17 protein-coding genes are annotated in these 20,620 nt (G+C 50.0%); all 17 read right to left on the bottom strand.

Annotated features, from left to right (window positions below):
• Positions 1-362: 362 nt before the first annotated feature.
• The 17 genes from guaB to HF569_RS03495 all read right to left on the bottom strand — a co-directional run bounded on the left by guaB (position 363) and on the right by HF569_RS03495 (position 20,397).
• Positions 363-1,502 (bottom strand): IMP dehydrogenase, encoded by a 1,140-nt coding sequence (gene guaB, locus HF569_RS03575; RefSeq protein WP_168901350.1) that lies wholly within the window; start codon positions 1,500-1,502, stop codon positions 363-365.
• Positions 1,503-1,730: 228 nt separating this feature from the next.
• Positions 1,731-3,377: a teichoic acid glycosyl transferase gene (locus HF569_RS03570; protein WP_168901349.1), complete on the bottom strand. Its 1,647-nt coding sequence runs from the start codon at positions 3,375-3,377 to the stop codon at positions 1,731-1,733.
• A gap of 272 nt (positions 3,378-3,649) precedes the next feature.
• The gene (locus HF569_RS03565) at positions 3,650-4,231 is read right to left on the bottom strand and encodes a hypothetical protein (protein WP_168901348.1); all 582 of its coding nucleotides are present in this window, start codon (positions 4,229-4,231) and stop codon (positions 3,650-3,652) included.
• Between the two features lie 761 nt (positions 4,232-4,992).
• Positions 4,993-5,718: a DUF1129 domain-containing protein gene (locus tag HF569_RS03560; RefSeq protein ID WP_168849901.1), complete on the bottom strand. Its 726-nt coding sequence runs from the start codon at positions 5,716-5,718 to the stop codon at positions 4,993-4,995.
• 16 nt (positions 5,719-5,734) lie between these two features.
• Positions 5,735-6,835, bottom strand: coding sequence for a redox-regulated ATPase YchF (gene ychF / locus HF569_RS03555; protein WP_168901347.1), 1,101 nt, complete (start codon positions 6,833-6,835; stop codon positions 5,735-5,737).
• A gap of 5 nt (positions 6,836-6,840) precedes the next feature.
• Complete coding sequence (locus HF569_RS03550) at positions 6,841-7,047, bottom strand: DUF951 domain-containing protein (protein WP_168901346.1); 207 nt, start codon at positions 7,045-7,047, stop codon at positions 6,841-6,843.
• A gap of 17 nt (positions 7,048-7,064) precedes the next feature.
• Positions 7,065-7,949 carry a ParB/RepB/Spo0J family partition protein gene (locus HF569_RS03545; protein ID WP_168849904.1) on the bottom strand — a complete coding sequence of 295 codons (885 nt, stop codon included), beginning with the start codon at positions 7,947-7,949 and terminating at the stop codon, positions 7,065-7,067.
• Positions 7,939-8,706 (bottom strand): ParA family protein, encoded by a 768-nt coding sequence (locus tag HF569_RS03540; protein WP_168901345.1) that lies wholly within the window; start codon positions 8,704-8,706, stop codon positions 7,939-7,941. The genes HF569_RS03545 and HF569_RS03540 overlap by 11 nt, the downstream gene beginning before the upstream one ends.
• Before the next feature lie 14 nt (positions 8,707-8,720).
• Positions 8,721-9,551: a nucleoid occlusion protein gene (noc, locus tag HF569_RS03535; RefSeq protein WP_168849906.1), complete on the bottom strand. Its 831-nt coding sequence runs from the start codon at positions 9,549-9,551 to the stop codon at positions 8,721-8,723.
• 19 nt (positions 9,552-9,570) lie between these two features.
• Entirely contained in the window at positions 9,571-10,299 is a 729-nt protein-coding gene (gene rsmG / locus HF569_RS03530) for a 16S rRNA (guanine(527)-N(7))-methyltransferase RsmG (RefSeq protein ID WP_168849907.1), read from the bottom strand.
• 318 nt (positions 10,300-10,617) lie between these two features.
• A complete protein-coding gene (locus HF569_RS03525) occupies positions 10,618-11,499 on the bottom strand; it encodes a metallophosphoesterase family protein (RefSeq protein WP_168901344.1) in 882 nt (293 codons plus the stop codon).
• Positions 11,500-12,431: 932 nt separating this feature from the next.
• Complete coding sequence (gene rihC / locus HF569_RS03520) at positions 12,432-13,346, bottom strand: ribonucleoside hydrolase RihC (protein ID WP_168849909.1); 915 nt, start codon at positions 13,344-13,346, stop codon at positions 12,432-12,434.
• 84 nt (positions 13,347-13,430) lie between these two features.
• On the bottom strand, positions 13,431-14,747 hold the full coding sequence (locus HF569_RS03515) for an NCS2 family permease (protein WP_168901343.1): 1,317 nt from the start codon (positions 14,745-14,747) through the stop codon (positions 13,431-13,433).
• 660 nt (positions 14,748-15,407) lie between these two features.
• Positions 15,408-16,664 carry a NupC/NupG family nucleoside CNT transporter gene (locus HF569_RS03510; RefSeq protein WP_168849911.1) on the bottom strand — a complete coding sequence of 419 codons (1,257 nt, stop codon included), beginning with the start codon at positions 16,662-16,664 and terminating at the stop codon, positions 15,408-15,410.
• A gap of 282 nt (positions 16,665-16,946) precedes the next feature.
• Positions 16,947-17,774, bottom strand: a complete 828-nt coding sequence (locus HF569_RS03505; RefSeq protein WP_211089612.1) for an alkaline phosphatase family protein — start codon at positions 17,772-17,774, stop codon at positions 16,947-16,949.
• A 1,541-nt stretch (positions 17,775-19,315) separates the two neighbouring features.
• Positions 19,316-19,957, bottom strand: a complete 642-nt coding sequence (locus HF569_RS03500; RefSeq protein ID WP_168901341.1) for an SDR family oxidoreductase — start codon at positions 19,955-19,957, stop codon at positions 19,316-19,318.
• A gap of 173 nt (positions 19,958-20,130) precedes the next feature.
• On the bottom strand, positions 20,131-20,397 hold the full coding sequence (locus HF569_RS03495) for a hypothetical protein (protein ID WP_168849914.1): 267 nt from the start codon (positions 20,395-20,397) through the stop codon (positions 20,131-20,133).
• Positions 20,398-20,620 lie beyond the last annotated feature (223 nt).

The raw sequence follows: 20,620 nt of genomic DNA, 5'->3' as shown, positions 1-20,620 counted from the left end.
CACCAGTTGTTTAAGCTATTTTGTTTGGCAAAGACTCCCCTTAACCGGAGGAGGGCAGAGATGGAGCCAGCTGTGTCGACGGTGTTAGCCGATTCTCGGCTTACAGCGTGGGACGTGTTTGGAAACTGACGATTTCTGTCAGGTTTCAAACCGAGCCGGAGGACCGCTTCTCAGGCCGTAGGCGGTCCCCACAGCAGGCGGAATCTCCGTCAGCCGCAGGTGAATGGTTTAGCCTACTTTTTCGTTTGCCATCCTTACCATATCGAACGCTGACAGCGAATTTTGTTCTTTCAACCTTCATTGACTAGCCATTGAAAAAGGACCGACCGCCCTCAGGCAATCGGTCCTCGTAAATTTACAGTTTATTTGTAGTTAGGTGCGGCCTTCGTGATTTGCACGTCGTGAGGGTGTGATTCAATCAGACCCGCATTAGAAATCCGGACGAATTGCGCGTTATCAATCAGGCTTTGAACGTTGGCACTGCCCGTGTAGCCCATACCAGAACGTAAACCACCCACCATTTGGAAGATGATATCGTTAACGCTACCCTTGTATTCCACGCGGGCTTCGATACCTTCTGGCACTAACTTGTTGGCTTCGTTGACGCCACCTTGGAAGTAACGATCGGCGGACCCGTGAGACATAGAAGCTAGGCTCCCCATCCCCCGGTACGTCTTGTATTTCTTCCCGTTATCTTCGATGATCTCACCAGGTGCTTCATCGGTCCCGGACAGCATGGAACCAAACATCACGGCGTTACCACCGGCGGCCAAAGCCTTCACGATATCGCCGGAGTACTTGATCCCACCATCAGCGATAATCGGCTTGCCAAATTCACGCGCCACGTTAGCTGCATCGTAAATTGCCGTAATCTGGGGAACCCCCACACCAGCAACCACCCGCGTCGTGCAGATTGAACCAGGTCCAATCCCCACTTTAACGACATCAACGCCGGCTTCAAACAGTGCCCGGGTCCCTTCGCCCGTCGCAACGTTACCCGCAATCAGCGTTGCATCTGGGAACTGTTGGCGAATCTCAGCGACCTTCCGCAATACTCCAGCGGAATGGCCGTGTGCCGTATCAATAATGATCGCGTCAGCACCGGCTTTAAGTAGGGCACCAGCACGATCAAAGGTGTCAGAAGTCACCCCGACCGCTGCGGCCACCAGCAAGTGATTGTTGGCGTCAACGGCCGCGTTAGGGAATTGCTTGGCATCATTTTCGATCGCTTTAACGTCGGCAACCATTTGTGCTTGGTCAGCGGCCGCCATGTTCTTGTGGATGACGCCCAGCCCACCGTTGCGCGCCATCGTGGTGGCCATCGTGGTTTCCGTGACCGTATCCATTGAGGCGCTCAGGAAAGGAACGTTCAACTTTAAATTCGGTGCCAATTGGACACTCAAATCAACTTCATTCGGCAAAACGTGACTTTCAGCGGGTATTAATAAAACATCATCAAATGTGATTCCTTCTCTAGCAAACTTCGTGTCCCAATTAGACATAGTTGATCTCGCTCCTCTTATTTAGTCTCAGGCTCGGCTAGGAATCCTGGGAGATATTGTTTCTAAATTTACCAGTCTAGGCCACTCAGGTCAAGGACTCTCACCGAACTATCATTTACAAATCGAGTCCATCCAGTAAAAGAGTCGTAGGATAAAATAGTTGTCAACTTATCCATTCAGTTTGCTTAATACTCATCGACGCCCATCATTTGACCGCTAAATTCGCCGTCATTTCCGTTGATACAGCCAATACGTCACATTAACCCCCTCGAAGACTTGCGTGTGTTGGGCCACTTGCCGGTAATGGCGCGTCAGCGTTTTGGCCAGCTTGCTCGTCCCAGGGTTGAGGTTGCCACTCGTGATTCGTCCACTGCCGCCCTGCCACTGCTTAACGGTCTTCCCCGCCGGCGTGTTCAGGACAACCCACTCCACTTGATGGCGACTAATCACGTCACGCTGCGATTGCAGGATCTGCGGTGCGGCACTCTGCGGAATGTTGTAGTTCTGGAAGAAATAGGTCGTCGGCACGGCCCCCGACGCCGTATAGAAGCCCATGTCAATCGAGCCGTAATTTAACAGCGTCAGTCGGGTCCCAGTCGGGTTATCCCGTCGCATGATCCGGCCAAATTCTAGCTGAGCAGGCTGTTGGGGCTTGGTCGTCTGTTTTTCGGTGATCGACGTGTTGTTCGGGAAAACTTTCGAATTAGTCACGTTATTATTGACGCCCAGCACCAAAAACAAACTCAAGATCAGCGTGGCGAGGATTGGAAACGGCGCATCCGCCGCGGGCAGCGGAACGTGCCGGAAGAAGAGTAAACAGAAGTAAATAAAGGGTAGCACGAAGAAGCCAAAGTAAATCAGCTGGTAGTACTGATAGACGGACCCGGCTTGATAGCCATACAATGCCAGTAAATCACAGCCCAGCGCACTCGCTAAATACAGCCCCCGCCCAAAATTACTGCGAAAAATGGTGGGTTGGAAAATCACGATCAACGTTCCCACTACGCCCAACGCAAAGAACAGGACGTTGCCCCAGTAAAATTGCGAAACGAGCGTGACCGATTGAACGAGGTTGGCAAAAGCCGCCACGGAGGACGTCAGGTACACCTTGGTATTGAAGAGAATGTAGACATTGATGAAGGCGCGCAGTGACCCGGTCGCCGTGAAATAGATCAGCCACGGCACCGTCGTCAGCAGGAACCCCGCCGCACTCCAACCAATCACCCGGCCCAACTGCCGCCACTGGCGTTTAACCAGCAGCCGGCCCACCACCAGCAAGTAGAAGACAATCCAAGCCCCGAGCAGCGTGTATTTCGACAAAAAGACGATGCCGACTATGGCCCCCTGCGCCACATACCACCAATGACTCACCGCAAAGTGCCGGCGATCCAGTAACACAATCAGATAGATCAGCGATAACAACAACGGCAACGTAAAGAATTCCACGGTGTCCCCGTAGTCATAGTAGGGGTGGTACAAGAATAATAGCGGTGATAACAGTGCCGTCAGTAACGCCGGTAGCTCAGTGGCGTTGAGTAATTTGGCTATTTTATAAACGAAGAACATCGCCGCGGTAACCGTCGCAATTTCGTAGAGGAAGATCAGCAAAAAACTGCGCGACGATACCAAGTAGGCCAGACCATGGAGAAAGTACACGTAGGGGCCCTTCTGTTCAAAGATGTCTTTGTAGGGCACAATGCCATTCATCATTGCTTTGCCGACCGTGAAGAAGGCGTTGTTGTCCGGTGAGGTATCGAAGTAAAACGCCGGGGACGTATACGAACAAAACGTCATGATAAAGGCTCCAACAATCGTCAGTATCCCCAGTGATTGACCATCTGGACTGCGGAGCTTCAAATGGATTCGCTTCAACATGGTGACCCCTCCTCATTAATTCGGTGAACAATCAATCTGAGCGGATAAGAAAAGACGTGGTTGCCCACGCCTTTTCTATCGTTGACCCTTAATGGATGCGTTCATTTTACTGGGTTATTCGCCGGGAATCTCGGCTGGTTCGGGCAATTCGGAAAACGAGCGATGTGCAGCGACACCGACTCAGTTCTGGCTATTTCCGCTTCGCCCGGCCATACGGCTAACCGGTACGTCCAGTCTACCTATCCGCCGTACGACTGAACAGCAATCGCATTCTATTTGTAAATGTAGTAGCGAATCTCATAAGGCCGATAGCCCTTCTGGTGAACATCGAAGCGGAAGTACTTGCCGCCCTTATCCAGCTTTGCCGCCTGCTTCTTAGTCAGCTTAATTTCAAAGCGGCCATCCTTACGAACCTTGAACTTCTTGATTTCTTGTCCCTTACGGTTGAAGAGTTCCACTTCGGCGCCCTTCTTGCCCTTCTGGAACAGAATCTCGCGGTTGTCCTTGCGGTAGTGGTAGCGCCCACGCATCTTCTTGGCGGCCGCTAATTTCTTCGCCCGCTTGATCCGCTTCTTAGCGATTCGCTTCATCGGCCGCTTCTTGGCTAACTTCTTCGCGTGCTTCCTTGCATGTTTAGCCGGTGCGGCCATACTACTGCTGTTAGCAGCACTCATCGCCCCAGCGCCACTAGCATCATTGGCCCCCATGGCTGGCGCTACCGCACCGCTGGCAGCACTGCTACTGCCACTCGCGGCATCAGCACTACTCCCATCAGCGTTAGCAGTAGTCGCAATGGCCCCGGCGGCAAATAATGCAGCAACTAACCCCAGTACGTACCCAAAGATTTTTTTCATAAAAAATCCTCCCCACGAAAATGAAATTTTTCATCGAGTCCATGAGCGGCTCAACTACTTGGTGACATCATAGGTCCCCAGGTGATGGGCGACAAGCCATAAAATTTACCCAGTTAGCTGCGAAATAAAATCAGCGGGCCTCGCGATGTGCCCCACCGACCTTATCCAGTACCAACGGCCATCCCAATCAATGGTAACGCCGATAGACCATCAACTTGTAAAATATTCGCCTTACCGTTCGCCAAATTTGGGCCGGAACGCTGCGGGAAGGACGGCTAGAGCCAAGGACCGGTCTCTAGCCTCGCTTTAAGCCGAAAGCCCCCGTCTTAAAGTCGCCATTTACCAAGAGGACCACTTGGTAAATCCCACGGCTGGGCCCAAATTTGACTCACTCACGGCTACGTTCACAAGTCAGTCTAACCGTCGTCATAACCCATTGATATACCAGAATGTTTCGGGACCAAGTGTCAAACCAAATTAGTCACGTCACCGGAGGAGGTCAGGGTGGAGGCAGCTGTGTCGACGCTGTTAGCCGATTCTCGGCTTACAGCGTGGGACGTGTTGGAAGACCGGTGGGGTTCCGGGCTTCCAACCGAGCCGGAGGACCGCTTCTCAGGCCGCAGGCGGTCCCCACAGCAGCCGGAATCCCTGACAGCCGCAGGTGAAGAACGGTAAGGCGGCGTCATACCACAAAAAAAGTGGTTGACCGCCACTTCTTTGAGTGACGATCAACCACAATTCTTGTTGTCGTTTATTTAATGTTAACCGAAGAACCCACCATTGATCTTGTAGGTCCGCCGCATCCAGAACATGACCCCGATGGAGACCACACCCAGGATAATGCTTGGCCATGGCATCAGGATTGGATTGACGATGCCTGGCAGCATTTGTGCCAAGTAGAACAACGCCATCCAGACCAGGAACCCAGCCAAGACGATCAGTGCACGCACGAACCCATTGAGGCGGTGCTTGATCTTAGGACTAAACAGCCGTGGCATGATCGGCAGAATGAAGCCGGCAATCAAAGCACTAACAGTGATGGCCGTAATTCCGACTGGCCGACTCGTCGTCATCAGCTTTGGTGAGAAGAGGTACATTAACCCAAACATCAGGTTAAAGATCATGAAGAACGTCAAGGCGTTGTACAACATGTTAGGCCAATAGTTACGCCCAAACAGTTCATTGTCGGGCTTTGTAGGACCTTCAACCACTTCCTTGACCCGCGCTTCAATGTCACCGTACGTGTTCTTCCCAGTCTTACCACTCTTCTGGCCGTCAACCAGCTCGTTAACCATGTCTTGCACGGCCTGAGCCTTCTTTTCCGGCGTCAACTTGGTCTTCTCAAGTTCCTTGTTGAAGCGGTACATGTATTCGGCGTTACGCTTGGTTAACCCGATGTTATCAAACGCTGCCCGTTCATTGACAGCAACGCGATTACGTTGTTGATGAACGCCCGCATTACGCGGAGTTTGCTTGTTATCACTCATTTAAGTCTGTTCCCTTCTAAACGTTGAACCGGAATTCGACAATGTCGCCGTCTTCCATCACGTAGTCTTTACCTTCAACCCGGAGCTTACCAGCTTCCTTAACGGCTGCTTCGGATTCATACTTGTCCAGGTCCGCAAACGCCATGACTTCGGCACGGATAAATCCTCGTTCGAAGTCAGAGTGAATGATCCCGGCCGCTTGTGGCGCCTTAGTTCCCGTCTTAAACGTCCAGGCACGGGTTTCCTTGCCACCAGCCGTAAAGAACGTTTGCAAGCCTAATAAGTGGTAAGAAGCCCGAATTAACCGGTTCAACCCAGGTTCTTCAACCCCTTCGGCTTCGAGGAAGTCTTGCTTCTCATCGTCATCCAATTCAGCAATTTCTTCTTCGGCTTCGGCAGCAACCGCGATGGCTTCTGCGCCTTCCTTAGCTGCATAATCCTGAATGCTCTTGAAGTACTTGGAGTTCTCCGGATCAGCCATATCGTCCTCGGCAATGTTGGCCACGTAAAGGACGGGCTTGGAGGTCAATAAGAACAAGCCCTTCACAATCTTGGTCTCGTCTTCATCAAAGTCAATCGTCCGTACGGCACCACCGGCTTCGAGGACGGGCTTGATCTTCGTTAAGACTGCCAATTCAGCCTTGGCTTCCTTGTCGCTCCCCTTAGCAGCGCGTTCAACCTTGGCTAAACGCTTGTTGACAGCTTCCAGGTCGGATAAGCCCAGTTCCAAGTTGATCGTTTCGATATCCTCAATTGGATCGATCTTACCGGAAACGTGGGTAATGTTGTCATCGTCAAATGCCCGTACCACGTGGACAATGGCATCCACCTGGCGAATGTTTTCGAGGAACTTGTTTCCTAAACCTTCACCCTTGCTGGCGCCTTTGACAATCCCGGCAATATCCGTAAATTCAAACGTGGTGGGCACCACCTTTTTGGCTGGAATCAATGCTTGAATCCGGTCGAGTCGGCTATCTGGTACTTCCACCATCCCCACGTTCGGGTCGATTGTGGCAAATGGGTAGTTGGCCATTTCGGCCCCCGCCTTGGTAATCGCGTTAAATAAAGTTGACTTCCCGACGTTCGGCAGGCCAACGATCCCTGCAGTTAATGACATAGCAATTATTCACTCTTTCCATTATTGGTGTCGGCCTTACGGACCAATACCTTTTTTAATTTCTTTTCAAACTCGCGCCGTGACAGCATCACCACGTGGCCGCAATTGGTACATTTGATCTTGATATCGGCACCCATCCGCGTGATTTCCCAGCGGTTAGTGCCACAAGGATGCGGCTTCTTCATTTCTACCAAATCACCTAAATCATACATGCTTTGGCCTCCCTTGCCTAATCCGTGTGGATATCCAACAAGTCCAAAATGCGGTTCAAATCATCATTGGACAGGTATTCAATCTCAATCTTACCTTGATGGTCCTCACCGTTGCCTTCGTTGATGGACACCTGCGTGCCAAAGTGTTCCTGTAGCCGGTTTTCCGTTGAGCGTAAGAAGGGTGACTTCTTCTTAGCGGGCTTCTTCGCCAATTTCTTAGCTGCCCCGTTAAGTTTGCTAACTTCGGCTTCCAGGGCGCGAACGGTCATCCCATCGGCTACAGCCTTCTTAGCTAAGGCGACTAACTTCGTCTTATCCTTCAGTGAAAGCAAGGTCCGGGCTTGGCCCATCGACAACTCGTTCTTCTGGAGCATGTCCTTAACCACTTTAGGCAGTCCTAGTAACCGCAAGTAGTTGGCAATGTATGGGCGGCTCTTGCCCAATCGTTCGGAGACCTGCGCCTGCGTTAAGGTCAACTTGGTCATCAAGGTATCGTAGGCTTCGGCCTCTTCCAGGGGCGTCAGATCTTCGCGTTGTAAGTTCTCCAACACGGCGATCTCCATCATTTGTTCTTCAGTCACGTCTCTTACAATCGCGGGGATCGTCTCCTTACCAGCTAATTTTGAAGCCCGGAAACGCCGCTCACCCGCGAGAATCTCGTAACGGTTCGCCCGCTTGTCCGGTTGGCGCACAATAATCGGCTGGAAAACCCCCGTCTTCTCAATGGAGGCCGCTAAGTCGTTTAATCCCTTATGATCGAACTTCTGCCGTGGTTGGTACGGGTTCGGACGAATGTCAGCTAAAGTTAAGTCAACGACCGTCTCTTCGCCAGCATCCACGCCGTTTTCGGCAAACAGCGCGTCGATTCCGCGCCCTAAACTTTTCTCTTTCTTACTTGCCATGGGCAGCTAGCACTTCCTTTGCGAGTTCAGTGTACACTTCGGCACCCTTAGACTTGGGTGCGTAATCAATAATTGGCATTCCGTGACTCGGTGCTTCCGCCAACTGGACATTCCGGGGAATGATCGTCGCGTAGACCTTGTTTTGGAAATACTTTTTCACTTCTTCGTTGACCTGCTTGCCCAAATTAGTCCGGGCATCGTACAAGGTCAACAGCACCCCTTCAATCTTCAGATCGCGGTTAAAGTGCTTTTGAACCAGTTTCACCGTATTTAACAGTTGCGTCAATCCTTCCAGCGCATAGTATTCACTCTGCACGGGAATCAAAATGGAATTGGCAGCCGTAAACGCGTTAATGGTCAACAGCCCCAGCGAAGGCGGACAATCAATCAAAATGTAATCGTACTGGTCACGAATCTCATCCAACGCATCCTTCAGTCGGGTCTCGCGCGCCATCATTGGGGTGAGCTCGATCTCGGCTCCAGAAAGCTGAATCGTTGCGGGAACGATATCCAACCCTGAATGTTCCGTATGCAAAATCGCGTCGGCAATCGGTGTTTCGTTAACCAAAACATCGTAAACTTCGCGTTCAATGGTGGCTTTTTGAATACCGACACCACTAGTCGCGTTACCTTGAGCATCGGTATCTACCAGCAAGACCCGCTTGCCAGCGGATGCCAATGCAGCGCCTAAATTAACCCCGGTCGTGGTCTTACCCACGCCACCTTTTTGATTGGCTAATGCGATGATATAGCCCATATGTCGTTCCACCTCTAGCTTTCTTTGGGAATGTCAATGATGATGCGGTAACTATCAGCTGTTTCTTCTTCCTTGGTCGTCAGGGGCAACCCGGCGTCCGTCACCATCTTAACGGACTGCCGAATCGTGTTGACGGCTACGCGAGTGTCTCCAGAAACGCCGTGCTTTGTCACCTTACGCCGCTTCTTGGGCCGCTTATGCTTGGCAATCAAGGCTTCCGTCTCCTTGACGGTCAATTGATCGGCCGCAATTCGCTTAAGCATGGCGGGTTGGTCGGCTTCGGGCAGTGCTAGTAAGGCGCGCCCGTGGCGTTCAGTGATTTGACGGTTCAAAATGGCGTTGCGCACGGGTTCCGCCAGCTTCAGCAAGCGGAGCTTATTGGCGACAAAGCCCTGACTCTTACCGATGCCCTCAGCCAACTGCGCCTGCGTCATGTGGTTGAGTTCCATCAGTTTCTGGTAGGCATGCGCCTCTTCAATGGCGGACAGTTCCTCCCGTTGGAGATTCTCGATCAAGGCCATCGACGCGGTCTCATCGTCATTCATCTCTTCAACGATCGCGGGAACCTCTGTCCATTTAAGACTATTGACGGCCCGAAACCGCCGCTCACCAGCAATAATCTCGTAATGATCGGCTTCATACTGACGCAACACGATGGGTTGTAACAGGCCATGTTCTTCGATAGTCTGCGCCAGTTCCGTAATCGCTGCGGGATCAAACCGTTGGCGCGGCTGGAAGCGGTTGGGAATGATCTGACCAACCGGAATCATCACCACGTTTTGTTTCACGGGATGTGTCGGCTGTGTCGCCTTCTCCCGATTATTTCCAAATAATGAAAATGGCAATTATCTTACCCCCATCCCATTAATCTTCTAACGGTTCTTTATTTGGCGTTCCCGCTTTCCGGGGGTAACGCTTAGGCGTGTGCTTCACCTTGTCGATAACCACAATGTGGCGTTGATCTTGACTGACGGGCAGTTCAAATGCGTGGTCAGCACTCAACTGACCGCCCAATGTGGTAATCGCCGTGTGACTCACCGCGAGTTCATCAGCGGTGGCCGCTGCTTTCAGGGCCACAAATTGGCCGCCCACTTTGACCAGTGGCAAGCAGAGTTCGCTAAGTACGGACATCCGGGCCACCGCACGGGCTAAGACCAGATCATAGCCTTCACGGTTAGCGGCCCGTTTGCCACCAAATTCCTCCGCCCGAGCATGGTGAAATGCCACCCCCGTGAGGTTGAGCTTGGCCGCCAATTCATTCAGGAAGGTGATCCGCTTATTCAGAGAATCCACAATACTGATCTGTAACTGCGGGAATAAAATCTTCAGCGGCAGCGACGGGAACCCGGCCCCGGCACCAACATCACAGACGGTTAAAGGTGCTGTCCGCAATTCTGGCACATAAAAAGCCGGCGTCACTGAGTCATAAAAATGTTTCAAATAGACATCTGGCTCCGCCGTAATCGTCGTTAAATTGACGTGCTCATTCGTCGCCACTAAGAACTCGAAATATGTCGCAAATTGTTGTTCCTGTGTCGCCGTTAATTCAATGCCTTGCTGTGCCAGCGCGGCACGAAACTCTTCTGGATTCATACACTATCTCCCAGTTCACTTCTGTGAAACACAATTGTTTCACGCTTGATTATACTTTACCTTACTTACTTCCGAAACGCAACCGACCTGCCAAGCAAAACTGACAATTCGGTCGGCCGTTATCACGTCGTTTCCTATTATACCGAAAATCCGGTTCACATGAAACGCTTATCCCGGGGAAAATCATTCTCCTGTTAAGGCCCTAGTGCAACTCGGATGAGAGCGGGCCAGACGAGAAAGGGATCTGAGACGCTTGTCCCAGACCCCTGATACGTGATTGTTTAATTTTCGGCCAGTATAGGCAGTTAACCAGTGGCACTATCCAAACGGATCATTGACCGCCCGCCGCATCCCCGTTAGTCTGGGCCGGTGTTTAGCGAATCCCGTATTGGTCACCGTAATGTTGTCGATCACCTGCTGCCCCAGGTAGAGGGGATGATTCGTCACGCTGGCGATCCCCCGCTGAATGGTGATGACGTTGTAGTCGACTGCATCGTAAACTTCATGCTGGTGAGGATTCTGACAGTTAATGTAGGTTGCGGTCGACCCCACTGCCGTGACCGGAATCGTGTTATCAACCAAGTAGCTCGCCCCAAAATGTAGGTGCCCGGCAAACACCCCACCAATGTTATGCCCATGCAAAATCGCCAACAACTCACGGTTGTTCTGCAACAGCGTATACCGCATTGACCGAAGCGCCGGGGCATCCAGTGGGTGGTGGAGAAAAATAAAAGCACGGCGTCTGGGCGCAATGTGGAGGTTCTTATTCAACCAATCTAACTGCTCACGGTCCAGCCAACCAGCCTCCTTATGCGCCTCCCACTTAGAATCGAGAAAGTAGAAATCCATGTTTTGATAAATTTGCTTATACGCGTAATAACGCTGGTGTGCCTGCGCCAGATAACCGGCATTGAACGCTGTCCGATCATCCTGATCACCCAGAATCACTTGGATCGGCGCCTGTAACCGGTCAGCTTGCACGTCTAAATACGACCGCAACTGTGCGTAGTCTTGCGCCGTCCCATTCTGTAATAGGTCGCCACCAATCACGATCAGATCCGGCTGAATTTGATGGCTGAGGACATCATCAAAAACCTGCTGTAACTTCTTAATTGGCGACACTTGCTGGTGATACCGTGGTACGACGGTAGCCGCTGTTAGCTGTGGATCAGACAAATGCACGATGGTGAACTTATTCATGGCCCCGTTGCCCCCCAAACCGACTTGATCGTCGTCGGTGCTTCCTGACAGCAAGCCCGACCGACTATCCCTAAGTTAAGTCTAGCATAGCGAAGTTTTGTAAATAATTGGTATGGTCTATGTCAACATCATGTAAAGTTTTCGCAAATAGTGAGCAAACTCACCCGTTCGCGAAACTAATCAGCCGCTTAAATTTTCGCACGAAAAAAGGTACCGTGAATTTCTCTGCATTCACGATACCCTTTCTTGATAACCAGTGATGGCATCACCGGCTAGCCATGACGTTTTGGTGGTCGGGAAAACCATAACATCGGCAACCAAGTCACAATCAGTATGATCAACGTCTCGATATCCATTGTCGACATACGATCATCCTCTTCCCCTTGATTTAAGTCTATGGTACCAACTCGATGTATCGTTTTTGTATGGAATGGTTTTTGTTTCTGTAAAGAATTGGTCGCTACGGCCATTCGCCTTGCCGTTCGCCAAATTTGGACTACTGCGAATCAAGTAAAGAGCCTTGGCTAATAGTGTCAGAAAAGTTCTCCCCACCTGCCCTCCTTCGGTTACGCGAACGGTTGATCCAAACATTTAATCACACAAGCCTACATTCCGTATGGCGTCCTGTATGAAGGACAACCACCGTAGCCGTGAGTGAACAAAATTTGGGCTCAGCCGTGGGATTTACCAAGTGCCCTTTCTTGGTAAATGGCGACTTCGAGACACGATTCACGGCTCAAAGCGAGGTCTAAGACCGCTCTATGGCTTAGACCGGCCTCCCCACAGCGTTCCAGCCCAAATTTTGCGAACGGTAAGGCGTAAGCTCCAATCCATCCTTGAATGGCTAAGGCGCGATACCGAAAAAAGAGGCTCCCTCCAACCGGAGAAAGCCTCTAATGGTTCATATTTCATTTCAGTACGCAGGCAGTAACCTAGTTCTTGATGGCGCGAACTTCTTCAAGGAACCACTTGTTGAAGGCTTCGGCGTCAATGTCTACGGAAACCTTGGCGTTGGTCTTGCCATCGTGGTAAGCACCACGGATGTCACCAACCGTTTCACCAATGGCTGGGCCATCAGTCACAACGTCAATCCACATGTCTTCCGTCTTGATTGCTTCTGGGTGAAGCAGGTAGAAGATGGTGTTCACGTCATGCATCGCGATCCCGCTGTCACTGTTGTCACCATCGTTAATGATGATGTCATGCAGCATCTTCCCAGTCTCGCTGATCTTTGGCAATTCTTCGATACTTTCGTGAGTCAGAAGGGCCTTCATAGTGATGTCCAAACCAACCATCACGATTGGAATACCAGACTTGTAAACAATTGCGGCGGCATCTGGGTCGGTGAAGACGTTGAACTCAGCAGCACTGGTCATGTTCCCTTTGCCTAAAGCACCACCCATGGCAACGATCCGGTCAATGTGGCTCTTTACTTCTGGGTATTCGGAGAAGAGTAACGCAATGTTGGTGTAAGAACCAGTTGGAACCAGCGTAATTGGGTCGGAACTTGCCATGATCTCATCATGTAAGGCTTCAACGGCCGTCTTGTGTAATGGCTTAGGCAGATCCGTTGGGAATTCGTAACCAGGCATCCCTGAAGCACCGTGAATCCGGGCAGCATCTTCGAAATCCTTGAACAGTGGTTGTTCAGCACCAGCAGCAACTGGAATGTCTTGGTTAAAGAACCGAACAATCTTCAAGGCGTTGATGGTGGTCTTATCAACCGTTACGTTACCCGCAACCGTCGTGATCAACTTCAAGTCGATGTTAGGGTCGTTGATGGCCATCGTCAAAGCAGCTGCGTCGTCAATACCTGGGTCTGTATCCATAAGAACTTTAATCGTCATGTTAATTTCCTCCCAATGAAATGAATTCATTTTTTAGTGCGGTCGGTAACCGCTTACGTTTAACCCTTAAGTGAAACCCCGCCGTTACAGCAGGGCACTAAATACTAAATCAAGTAGGAACAGCACGCCTAACAGGTAGACGGGCCAAGTCATCTCTTTGGCTTTCCCTAACACCAACTTCATAATTGGGTAGCAGACGAAACCAAAGGCCAGACCAGTCGAAATGCTGTTGGTGAATGGAATCAGCACAATGATCAGAAAGGCTGGAAACCATTCAGAGAAATCTGCCATTTTAATGTTCCCGATAGCTGCCATCATCAACGCCCCAGTAATAATGATTACCGGCGCAATGGCCGCTGATGGCACGTAAGCCAGCAGAGGCACGAAGATCAATGACAGTGCAAACAGTACCGCAGCCACCAGGGCCATGATTCCTGTTCGCCCACCAGTCTCGATTCCCGAAGCACTTTCAGCCGCGGCAACCGTAGGACTGGTCCCTAAGAAACTCGACAGGAAGGTTGTGACCGAACTACCTTCAAACGTCTTTTTGAACTTCTTTTGGTTAGGCAACAGGCCTTGCAGAAGACCCATTGATTCAAAGACCAGAATCATGGTCATCGAGAAGGCTGCCAGAACAAATGGCGTGCTCAACCAGTGAGAGAAATCATTCTTGAAGACGATCTCGTGATATTGGCCTAACCGTGCGAGGTCAACGCTGGGCGTATCGCTGTCCTTTACCCCGAAGAAGAAGGCAACTAGACTCGTTGCGATAATCGCAATGAAGAAGTTCCCCTTCACCTTGCGGATGTACAGGATCAGGCTCAGAACCAGACCGAACAGCGCCAGTAACGGCGTGGGCTTGGTCAAGTCCCCTAATACCACCAGCGAGGACGTCTTCCCAGCCACAATCAGTCCGGCTTTCTCCAGACCGATTTCCACCAGGAAGAGCCCAATCCCCGCAGTGATCCCACTCTTCAGCGATTCAGGAATCGCCTCCGATAGAATCGTCGACACCTTAGTAAAGGCGATCAACATATAAATGAAACTGGCGACCGCCGCGATTCCCAAGGCCTCTTGCCAACTCAGACCCATGTTCACCACAATGGTGTAGGTAAAGAAGGCGTTGACCCCCATCCCCGGCGTTAAGATGATTGGTGCGTTGGCCCAAAAGGCCATGACCAAACACCCGATCACCGAGGAGAAGATGGTCGCGAAGACACTTAAATCAGTGGGAATACCCGCATCTTTTAAAATCAGCGGATTCACAATGATAATATACGAGATGGCGAAGAATCCAGTCACTCCCGCGATCAGTTCGTTGCGGACGACATCCTTATGCCGCAGGGCTTCACGTAGCGTCATATCGTTCGCTAAGTCCACCTGCGATTGTTGCTTATCCATAAAAATCCCTATCTTTCAATGCGTCATCACTCGACGCACAGACTTCAACGGGCTTTGCAACCGAATGGTCTCACGCATCCGGCTGGGTTTCACTTCCCGGCTAGGAAGGTCGGCACCCGTACGGACTAATCAAGCAGTCACTCGTTAGTCTCGTTACATTGTACATGACATTTGTTAAAACTCGTGGTGAATGCCGTTGGGTCTTCATTAGCATCGTCGCCTTACCGGGCGGGTGAAATAGGCTGGAACGCTGTGGTCGGACGTTGGAAGCCAAAGTGCGGTCTTCCAACTTGGGGTTGAACCTCTATGAAGCGAGTTTCACCCCCACCAATTTTCTAAGTGGCAAGCCACATAGAAAATTCCACGGCTGAGCCTATTTCACCCACCCTCACGGCTTACACGACGCCATCAAACGCCAAGGGCATTCCCACTGTCCAACCGTACGTATTCCCACGGCTAGCGAGACGCCAAGTTCCGTTAACGCCATCGTCCACCATCGCTGACCTCACCTCATAAACTAGGCGCTCAACCACAATTTGGTCAGTTGAGTCAGCGATTAGGACGCTGGATTTCCGGAGCATTTGACACAGATAGCCCAAAGCCAACGGCCCTGGGCTATCAATTTTAAACCTTCATTCTAAGTTAACGAATGGGTTAATCTTACCAAACGAAGAGACCAACGATCCCGGCAGAAAGCAGGGAAACTAAGATCCCGGAAAGTAACATGTAACCAACGTTCTTAGAAATCAATTCGTTGTTTTCACGGTCAACAATCCCCTTGAAACAACCAATGATCATCCCAGTAGTTGAGAAGTTAGCAAAGGAAGTCAGGAAGACAGTTAAGATGGCACGGTAGTGGTCGGAGAAAGCATTCGTGTTGATGGTAGAAGCAATCTTACCCATAACAACGAATTCGTTCGTAACCAGCTTAGTACCCATGTATTGGGCGAAGCCGAATGCATCGTGAACGTTCAGACCCATCAACCAAGCAAATGGGAACATGATGATCCCTAAGATGTGTTCCAGAGATAACCATGGGTTGAACAATTCAAGAATCCGGTCGATCAATGCGGCCAAGGCAACGAAGGCAATAACGTTTGCGGCGATGATCAAGATCAGACGGCCGGCACCCAGGATAGAGTCACCCAAGAATGAGAAGAATGGTTCCTTCTTACCGTTGTCTTCAACAGCTTCTGCTTCGGCACCAGAACCGGAACCACCGATCTTAGCGATAGTATCTTCTTCTGGGGCAACTTCAACAGGGTTCAACATGTTCGTGACGATGATGGCGTTCAAGATGTTAATTGGAACGGCCGTCAGTACGAATTGACCAGGAACCATTTGAGTATATGCACCCAGAATGGAAGCCGTGATACATGACATTGACATCATGGCAAGCGTCAAGTTACGTTCCTTACGCATGCTCTTTAATTGTAATTGAGAAACGGCTAAGGCTTCAGTGTTACCTAAGAACATCATTTCAACAGAGAAGAATGATTCGAACTTAGGTTGTCCAGTAATGAAGGAAAGGCCACGACCAACCCACTTGATGATCCAAGGCAATACCCCGATGTAAGTCAGGATATCGAACATTGGAACAACCAACAAGATTGGAAGCAATGAACTCGTAATAAAGTTCATCGACTTGGCAGTCCCGCCGAATTGTGGGGTAACCCAGTTAGGTAAGGCGAAGACGATCCCTTGGTAAGCCACTTGGACTAACCAGTTGAATCCATCAGCGGCACCCTTAACAATGTCTTGTCCAATAGAGAAACTAGTGAAGAACCAAGCCAGAACCAAGTTAAGAACCAAAACAATGGCCGTTGATTTCCAGTTGATCTTCTTCTTATTCTTCGAGAATAAGAAAGCGATGGCGAGGTAAACAATTACCCCTAAAATATTGACTGCGACTAGCATTGGTCAAAATACCTCTTTCCGATATTATTCTTTGATGCATGGACGTTTGCCATGCAAAAGTTGACACGATGTTGCTGCAGAAATTATGTATCGCATAACTTCTGTTACGAACGAACGACATCAGTTCGTAACGACTAGATTTCAACGCTTTCAGCAAATGGTGAAAATGTTAAATAATTGATGTATCGTGGCTTACTCGACGTTGACCTTTGCAACCTAGTGATTACCCCCTGATACTGATGCTCCCTCACCCCCTTTCAAGGTTCGTTCAAACCTGGTTCATTATTGCGTAAATTCATTTAAAAAGCTATGTCCGGCCGCATAGGCTGCTAAGCCAAAGTTCTCCAGAACCGTGGCGCCAACATCCGCTAAAGTGCGGCGGATGCCCAACGCATGCGTGCTCGGTCGTGAGGCGGAATAGGCGATCACCGGCAAATACTCCCTGGTCGGGGTTACCGCGACCGTGGGGTCAACCGCCTCACTGGCCGTCACGATCAAGAGATCGTTAACGCCCATGTCATGAATGATCTGCCCTAACGCCTCATCCGTGTGCTGCAACACCTCACCGAACTCGGTGGTGTCGCCATGTTCACCGGCAAACTGGAAGTCGGGCAACACAATCAGTGACATCCCCGAAGCCGGCCGGTAAAGTAACTCATTCAGCACCCGAAAGGCTTCTTTGTTACTTCCCAATTGCAACTTCTCCGCCGCGTCTTGGGTTTGCAAGTAACTCGTAAACGGCGCGGCGATGGTGACGGGATAGCCAGCTTCCGATAGCGTTGCTAACACACTCTGGGTACGGGTGCGACCATTGTAGTCCCACATCTCGCGTAGTCCCGTGGCCGATTGGTTATCCTCAGCCGCCATGTGTAAGCGTCCGTAGAAGCCCAGCGGCGTGGCAACGGGATTAATCCCCAGCAGTGGATGGTCAACCCGAATATTTCCGAGGCCCAACCGCTGTAATGTTGGAAGATTTAGTTTACCCGACCAACTAACCGCCACATGACCTAATGTATCAGTACCGACTGACTGGAAGCGGTTTGCATCCGGGGCTTCCCCCAGACCTAAGCCAGCAAAGTCAATCACGAAAATGCGATGAAATGCCACCATTTCTCACTCCTTAGGTCAACACTGATTAAATAATCCAGCTGGTGTTTTTTCGGTCTAGTAATAATATACCGTTTCTATGAGCGCCTGTAAATGGCTGATTGCAAGAAATCTGATAAAGGCGATTTCCGAACATTGCGCCCATTAACCATCTCGACCGAGCGGCCACCAACGCCGGCCTTCTCGCCATTAGCCGGGCTAATCCTCGTTTGCATAAAAGGATTTACTCGTGGCAAATTACCGACATGTTAGCGCTATCACTTTATAGCCAATACCCTACCACCAAGAAGCCCACCTGTCAAACCGATTTACGCCATATACGATCAATTAAGCCGGCTAGCAATTGGTTCATTGGAACAACTTACTCCGGAAGTCACAAAAACGGGCTTCAAGTTGAATGGAGATAACTTGAAGTCCGCTAACTTCCGGAAAGGAGGTTGTGACTTAATTCCCGTTTCGTAATCATTCTAATACTTAATCGCCTCATAACTATATTTCGAACCAACTGTCGCAGCCGTACAATCATACTATTATTTTATTTCTGGCTACCGTTTTGGTTTGTAACGATGGTGCTTAATTCCTTCATTACCCTAACAGAACACGCTTTAACGATTCTACTTGAAATCCTTGCATGACCTCTGCTACCGCAACATCCGAGCTCTAGTTAACGCCTGTAACACTGTCTACACGTCTCTAAACACACACGCTTACGTGAAGCGCTAAGCTGACACTATATTCAGTTGTTCGTCATTTTCAAACCAGTTGCTTGAATCCACCAGAGTTCGTTAGAAGGTTTATCGGAGTTGTCTAATCACTTGATACTGTGTTCCATGGTTCTCTACAAAGAATCTGACCTACGTCAAAACGGAAATCAGTTTCGTAAAGCTGGTAAATCAACTAGATCATGTGGTACCATCACAACTCTTAATTCCTTTCCGTGACATAATAGTAACACGGGTTGTAAGCGTTTGCAATAGAAACGCCTAAACTTCTTAATTTATTTTATAATTGGTGGCCCAATCGTTGGTACTACGGTATTTTAGCGCACAAAAATTGACCTAGAAAAATCCTAAGTTCCATTCTACTCCACCATTCACATAGCCGAAACGTGCGCCAAAAGGCAGCCGGTTCCGCTTAAAACTGACAACCCAAGAATCCCAACCCAGGATTATTCGGTTGTCAGTCTTAATGCTCACCAGCTAACCGCCTTTTGTCCCACTCTTGTACAAAAAATACCACCAACGAGTCGTGGTCGTTGATGGTATCGCAACGTATGAATCAATTCCAGGCAAATTCCATGGGTTCTTGTTTGGAGGAAAAGTTTCACAGAGATGAGCTTAGTAAATTGATTCCTAATTAAGTGATACAAAACATTCCGGTCGTGTGGAGTCTTACTCAACACACAACATAGTTATACCGCGAATTTACTTGTAATGCACACTTTTTGAATCCGGAATTTCAGCGGATAGACCCGGAGTACCGCGACACGGGCATTTATAGTAGAAAAGTTATTTTTATGCCCCGGTACCGCTAAACGCTGCCGCTTAGTACCAAGCTGGTTTATCCCCATCCGTATTAGGCTTGTTGACCCCGAGAGATTCGTGGTTAGCCAGGCTCGGATCAGCCACGAGCTTCGCAACGACTGCCGCAATACTCTTACGTGAAACTTCAGTGCCCTTGAAGGCTTCACCCTTCTTAGTCGTCTCGTAATCAATCTCGTCCTTGTTGTCCAACCAAGCTGGCCGAATCAATGTGTAGTTAAGGTCCGAGCCTTCGATCACCTTAGCGGCGGCTGCATAAGTCTCCAGGTAACCGCCGTCCAACATCTGGTGGTTCCACTTGCCATAGTTGCCAGGTACTTCATCATAAATACCCAAAGTTGAAATCCAAATCAACCGGCTGACCTGGCTGGCATCCATCGCCGCAACCACAGCCTTGGCTTCATCTTCAATGTTGTGACCTGCGAGGTTGGCATAAACGATATCAATTCCGGCCATCGCTGCCTTCAGATCAGCAACGCTGCTGGCATCTCCTTCCACTACCTTCACGCGATCACTGGCCTCATCGGCGAGTCGCTTGGCGTTACGCAGGAACAACGTCAATTGGTTCTGATCATTTTCCAGCATCTGCGCCGTCGCTAACTTAGCAATCTTACCGTTGGCACCCAGTACTAATACGTTTGTCATAAATATTAACCCCTTTTCGTTTTTGTCTACGGTTATACTGTAATACTCACAGTTACATTTAGCAACCGAAAAGGGGTGGACTTTTGAAAAAAAGCGCGCTATCCCTTGATACTCCGGGATTAATCGCGCGTAAAAAAGCACGACAGTCATTACGACTGTCGTGCTCACTGAATTTAAATCAACATTAACGTAACGCCTTGGATGGGCGTGAGACTATCCCCTAAGTCACCGAAGACCAATTCCTTTTTAAGTTCCGGATGGTCTAGTTCTGTCAGGTTCGTCTTCTCAATGGTCAGATGATAACGGCCATGCCGGTCTTTGCTCAAGCCATAGTTCACGAATTCTTGTTCGGGGGCGTATTCCGCGAAATGGACGGCGTAATGTCCGAGCTGGTGGGATACGACCAGACGAATCCCGTTTTCATCTCTAAAAATGTGCAAAATTGTTCACTCCTAAATTGATTGAAACTACCCTAGCTTCGGCACAAAAACAAAAGGAAGGGTCGCAGCAACGCCCCCTTCCATTATCGGCCCGTAGCCAATCAAGGTTGGGAAACGTGCCGCGGCTGTCGACAATCACGGCTCATTAACCAATGATCAACTACGTGCGCACAGTGATGTCAGCCTTGCCAAACCACGAAGAGTTTGACGTCACCAGGATAGT

This window comes from Levilactobacillus tujiorum (genome assembly GCF_012641185.1).
GTDB lineage: Bacteria > Bacillota > Bacilli > Lactobacillales > Lactobacillaceae > Levilactobacillus > Levilactobacillus tujiorum.
Note: the sequence above shows the minus strand (reverse complement) of the source record. Positions and strands in the feature narration are given on the sequence as shown.

Excerpts from the sequence above, each read along its gene's own strand:
- ychF (WP_168901347.1), bottom strand. The coding sequence starts at position 6,835 with ATGTCATTAACTGCAGGGATCGTTGGCCTGCCGAACGTCGGGAAGTCA.
- guaB (WP_168901350.1), bottom strand. The coding sequence starts at position 1,502 with ATGTCTAATTGGGACACGAAGTTTGCTAGAGAAGGAATCACATTTGAT.
- HF569_RS03500 (WP_168901341.1), bottom strand. The coding sequence starts at position 19,957 with ATGACAAACGTATTAGTACTGGGTGCCAACGGTAAGATTGCTAAGTTA.
- HF569_RS03510 (WP_168849911.1), bottom strand. The coding sequence starts at position 16,664 with ATGCTAGTCGCAGTCAATATTTTAGGGGTAATTGTTTACCTCGCCATC.
- HF569_RS03560 (WP_168849901.1), bottom strand. The coding sequence starts at position 5,718 with ATGAGTGATAACAAGCAAACTCCGCGTAATGCGGGCGTTCATCAACAA.
- HF569_RS03550 (WP_168901346.1), bottom strand. The coding sequence starts at position 7,047 with ATGTATGATTTAGGTGATTTGGTAGAAATGAAGAAGCCGCATCCTTGT.
- HF569_RS03515 (WP_168901343.1), bottom strand. The coding sequence starts at position 14,747 with ATGGATAAGCAACAATCGCAGGTGGACTTAGCGAACGATATGACGCTA.
- rihC (WP_168849909.1), bottom strand. The coding sequence starts at position 13,346 with ATGACGATTAAAGTTCTTATGGATACAGACCCAGGTATTGACGACGCA.
- HF569_RS03565 (WP_168901348.1), bottom strand. The coding sequence starts at position 4,231 with ATGAAAAAAATCTTTGGGTACGTACTGGGGTTAGTTGCTGCATTATTT.
- HF569_RS03505 (WP_211089612.1), bottom strand. The coding sequence starts at position 17,774 with ATGGTGGCATTTCATCGCATTTTCGTGATTGACTTTGCTGGCTTAGGT.
- HF569_RS03545 (WP_168849904.1), bottom strand. The coding sequence starts at position 7,949 with ATGGCAAGTAAGAAAGAGAAAAGTTTAGGGCGCGGAATCGACGCGCTG.
- HF569_RS03540 (WP_168901345.1), bottom strand. The coding sequence starts at position 8,706 with ATGGGCTATATCATCGCATTAGCCAATCAAAAAGGTGGCGTGGGTAAG.
- HF569_RS03525 (WP_168901344.1), bottom strand. The coding sequence starts at position 11,499 with ATGAATAAGTTCACCATCGTGCATTTGTCTGATCCACAGCTAACAGCG.
- HF569_RS03570 (WP_168901349.1), bottom strand. The coding sequence starts at position 3,377 with ATGTTGAAGCGAATCCATTTGAAGCTCCGCAGTCCAGATGGTCAATCA.
- rsmG (WP_168849907.1), bottom strand. The coding sequence starts at position 10,299 with ATGAATCCAGAAGAGTTTCGTGCCGCGCTGGCACAGCAAGGCATTGAA.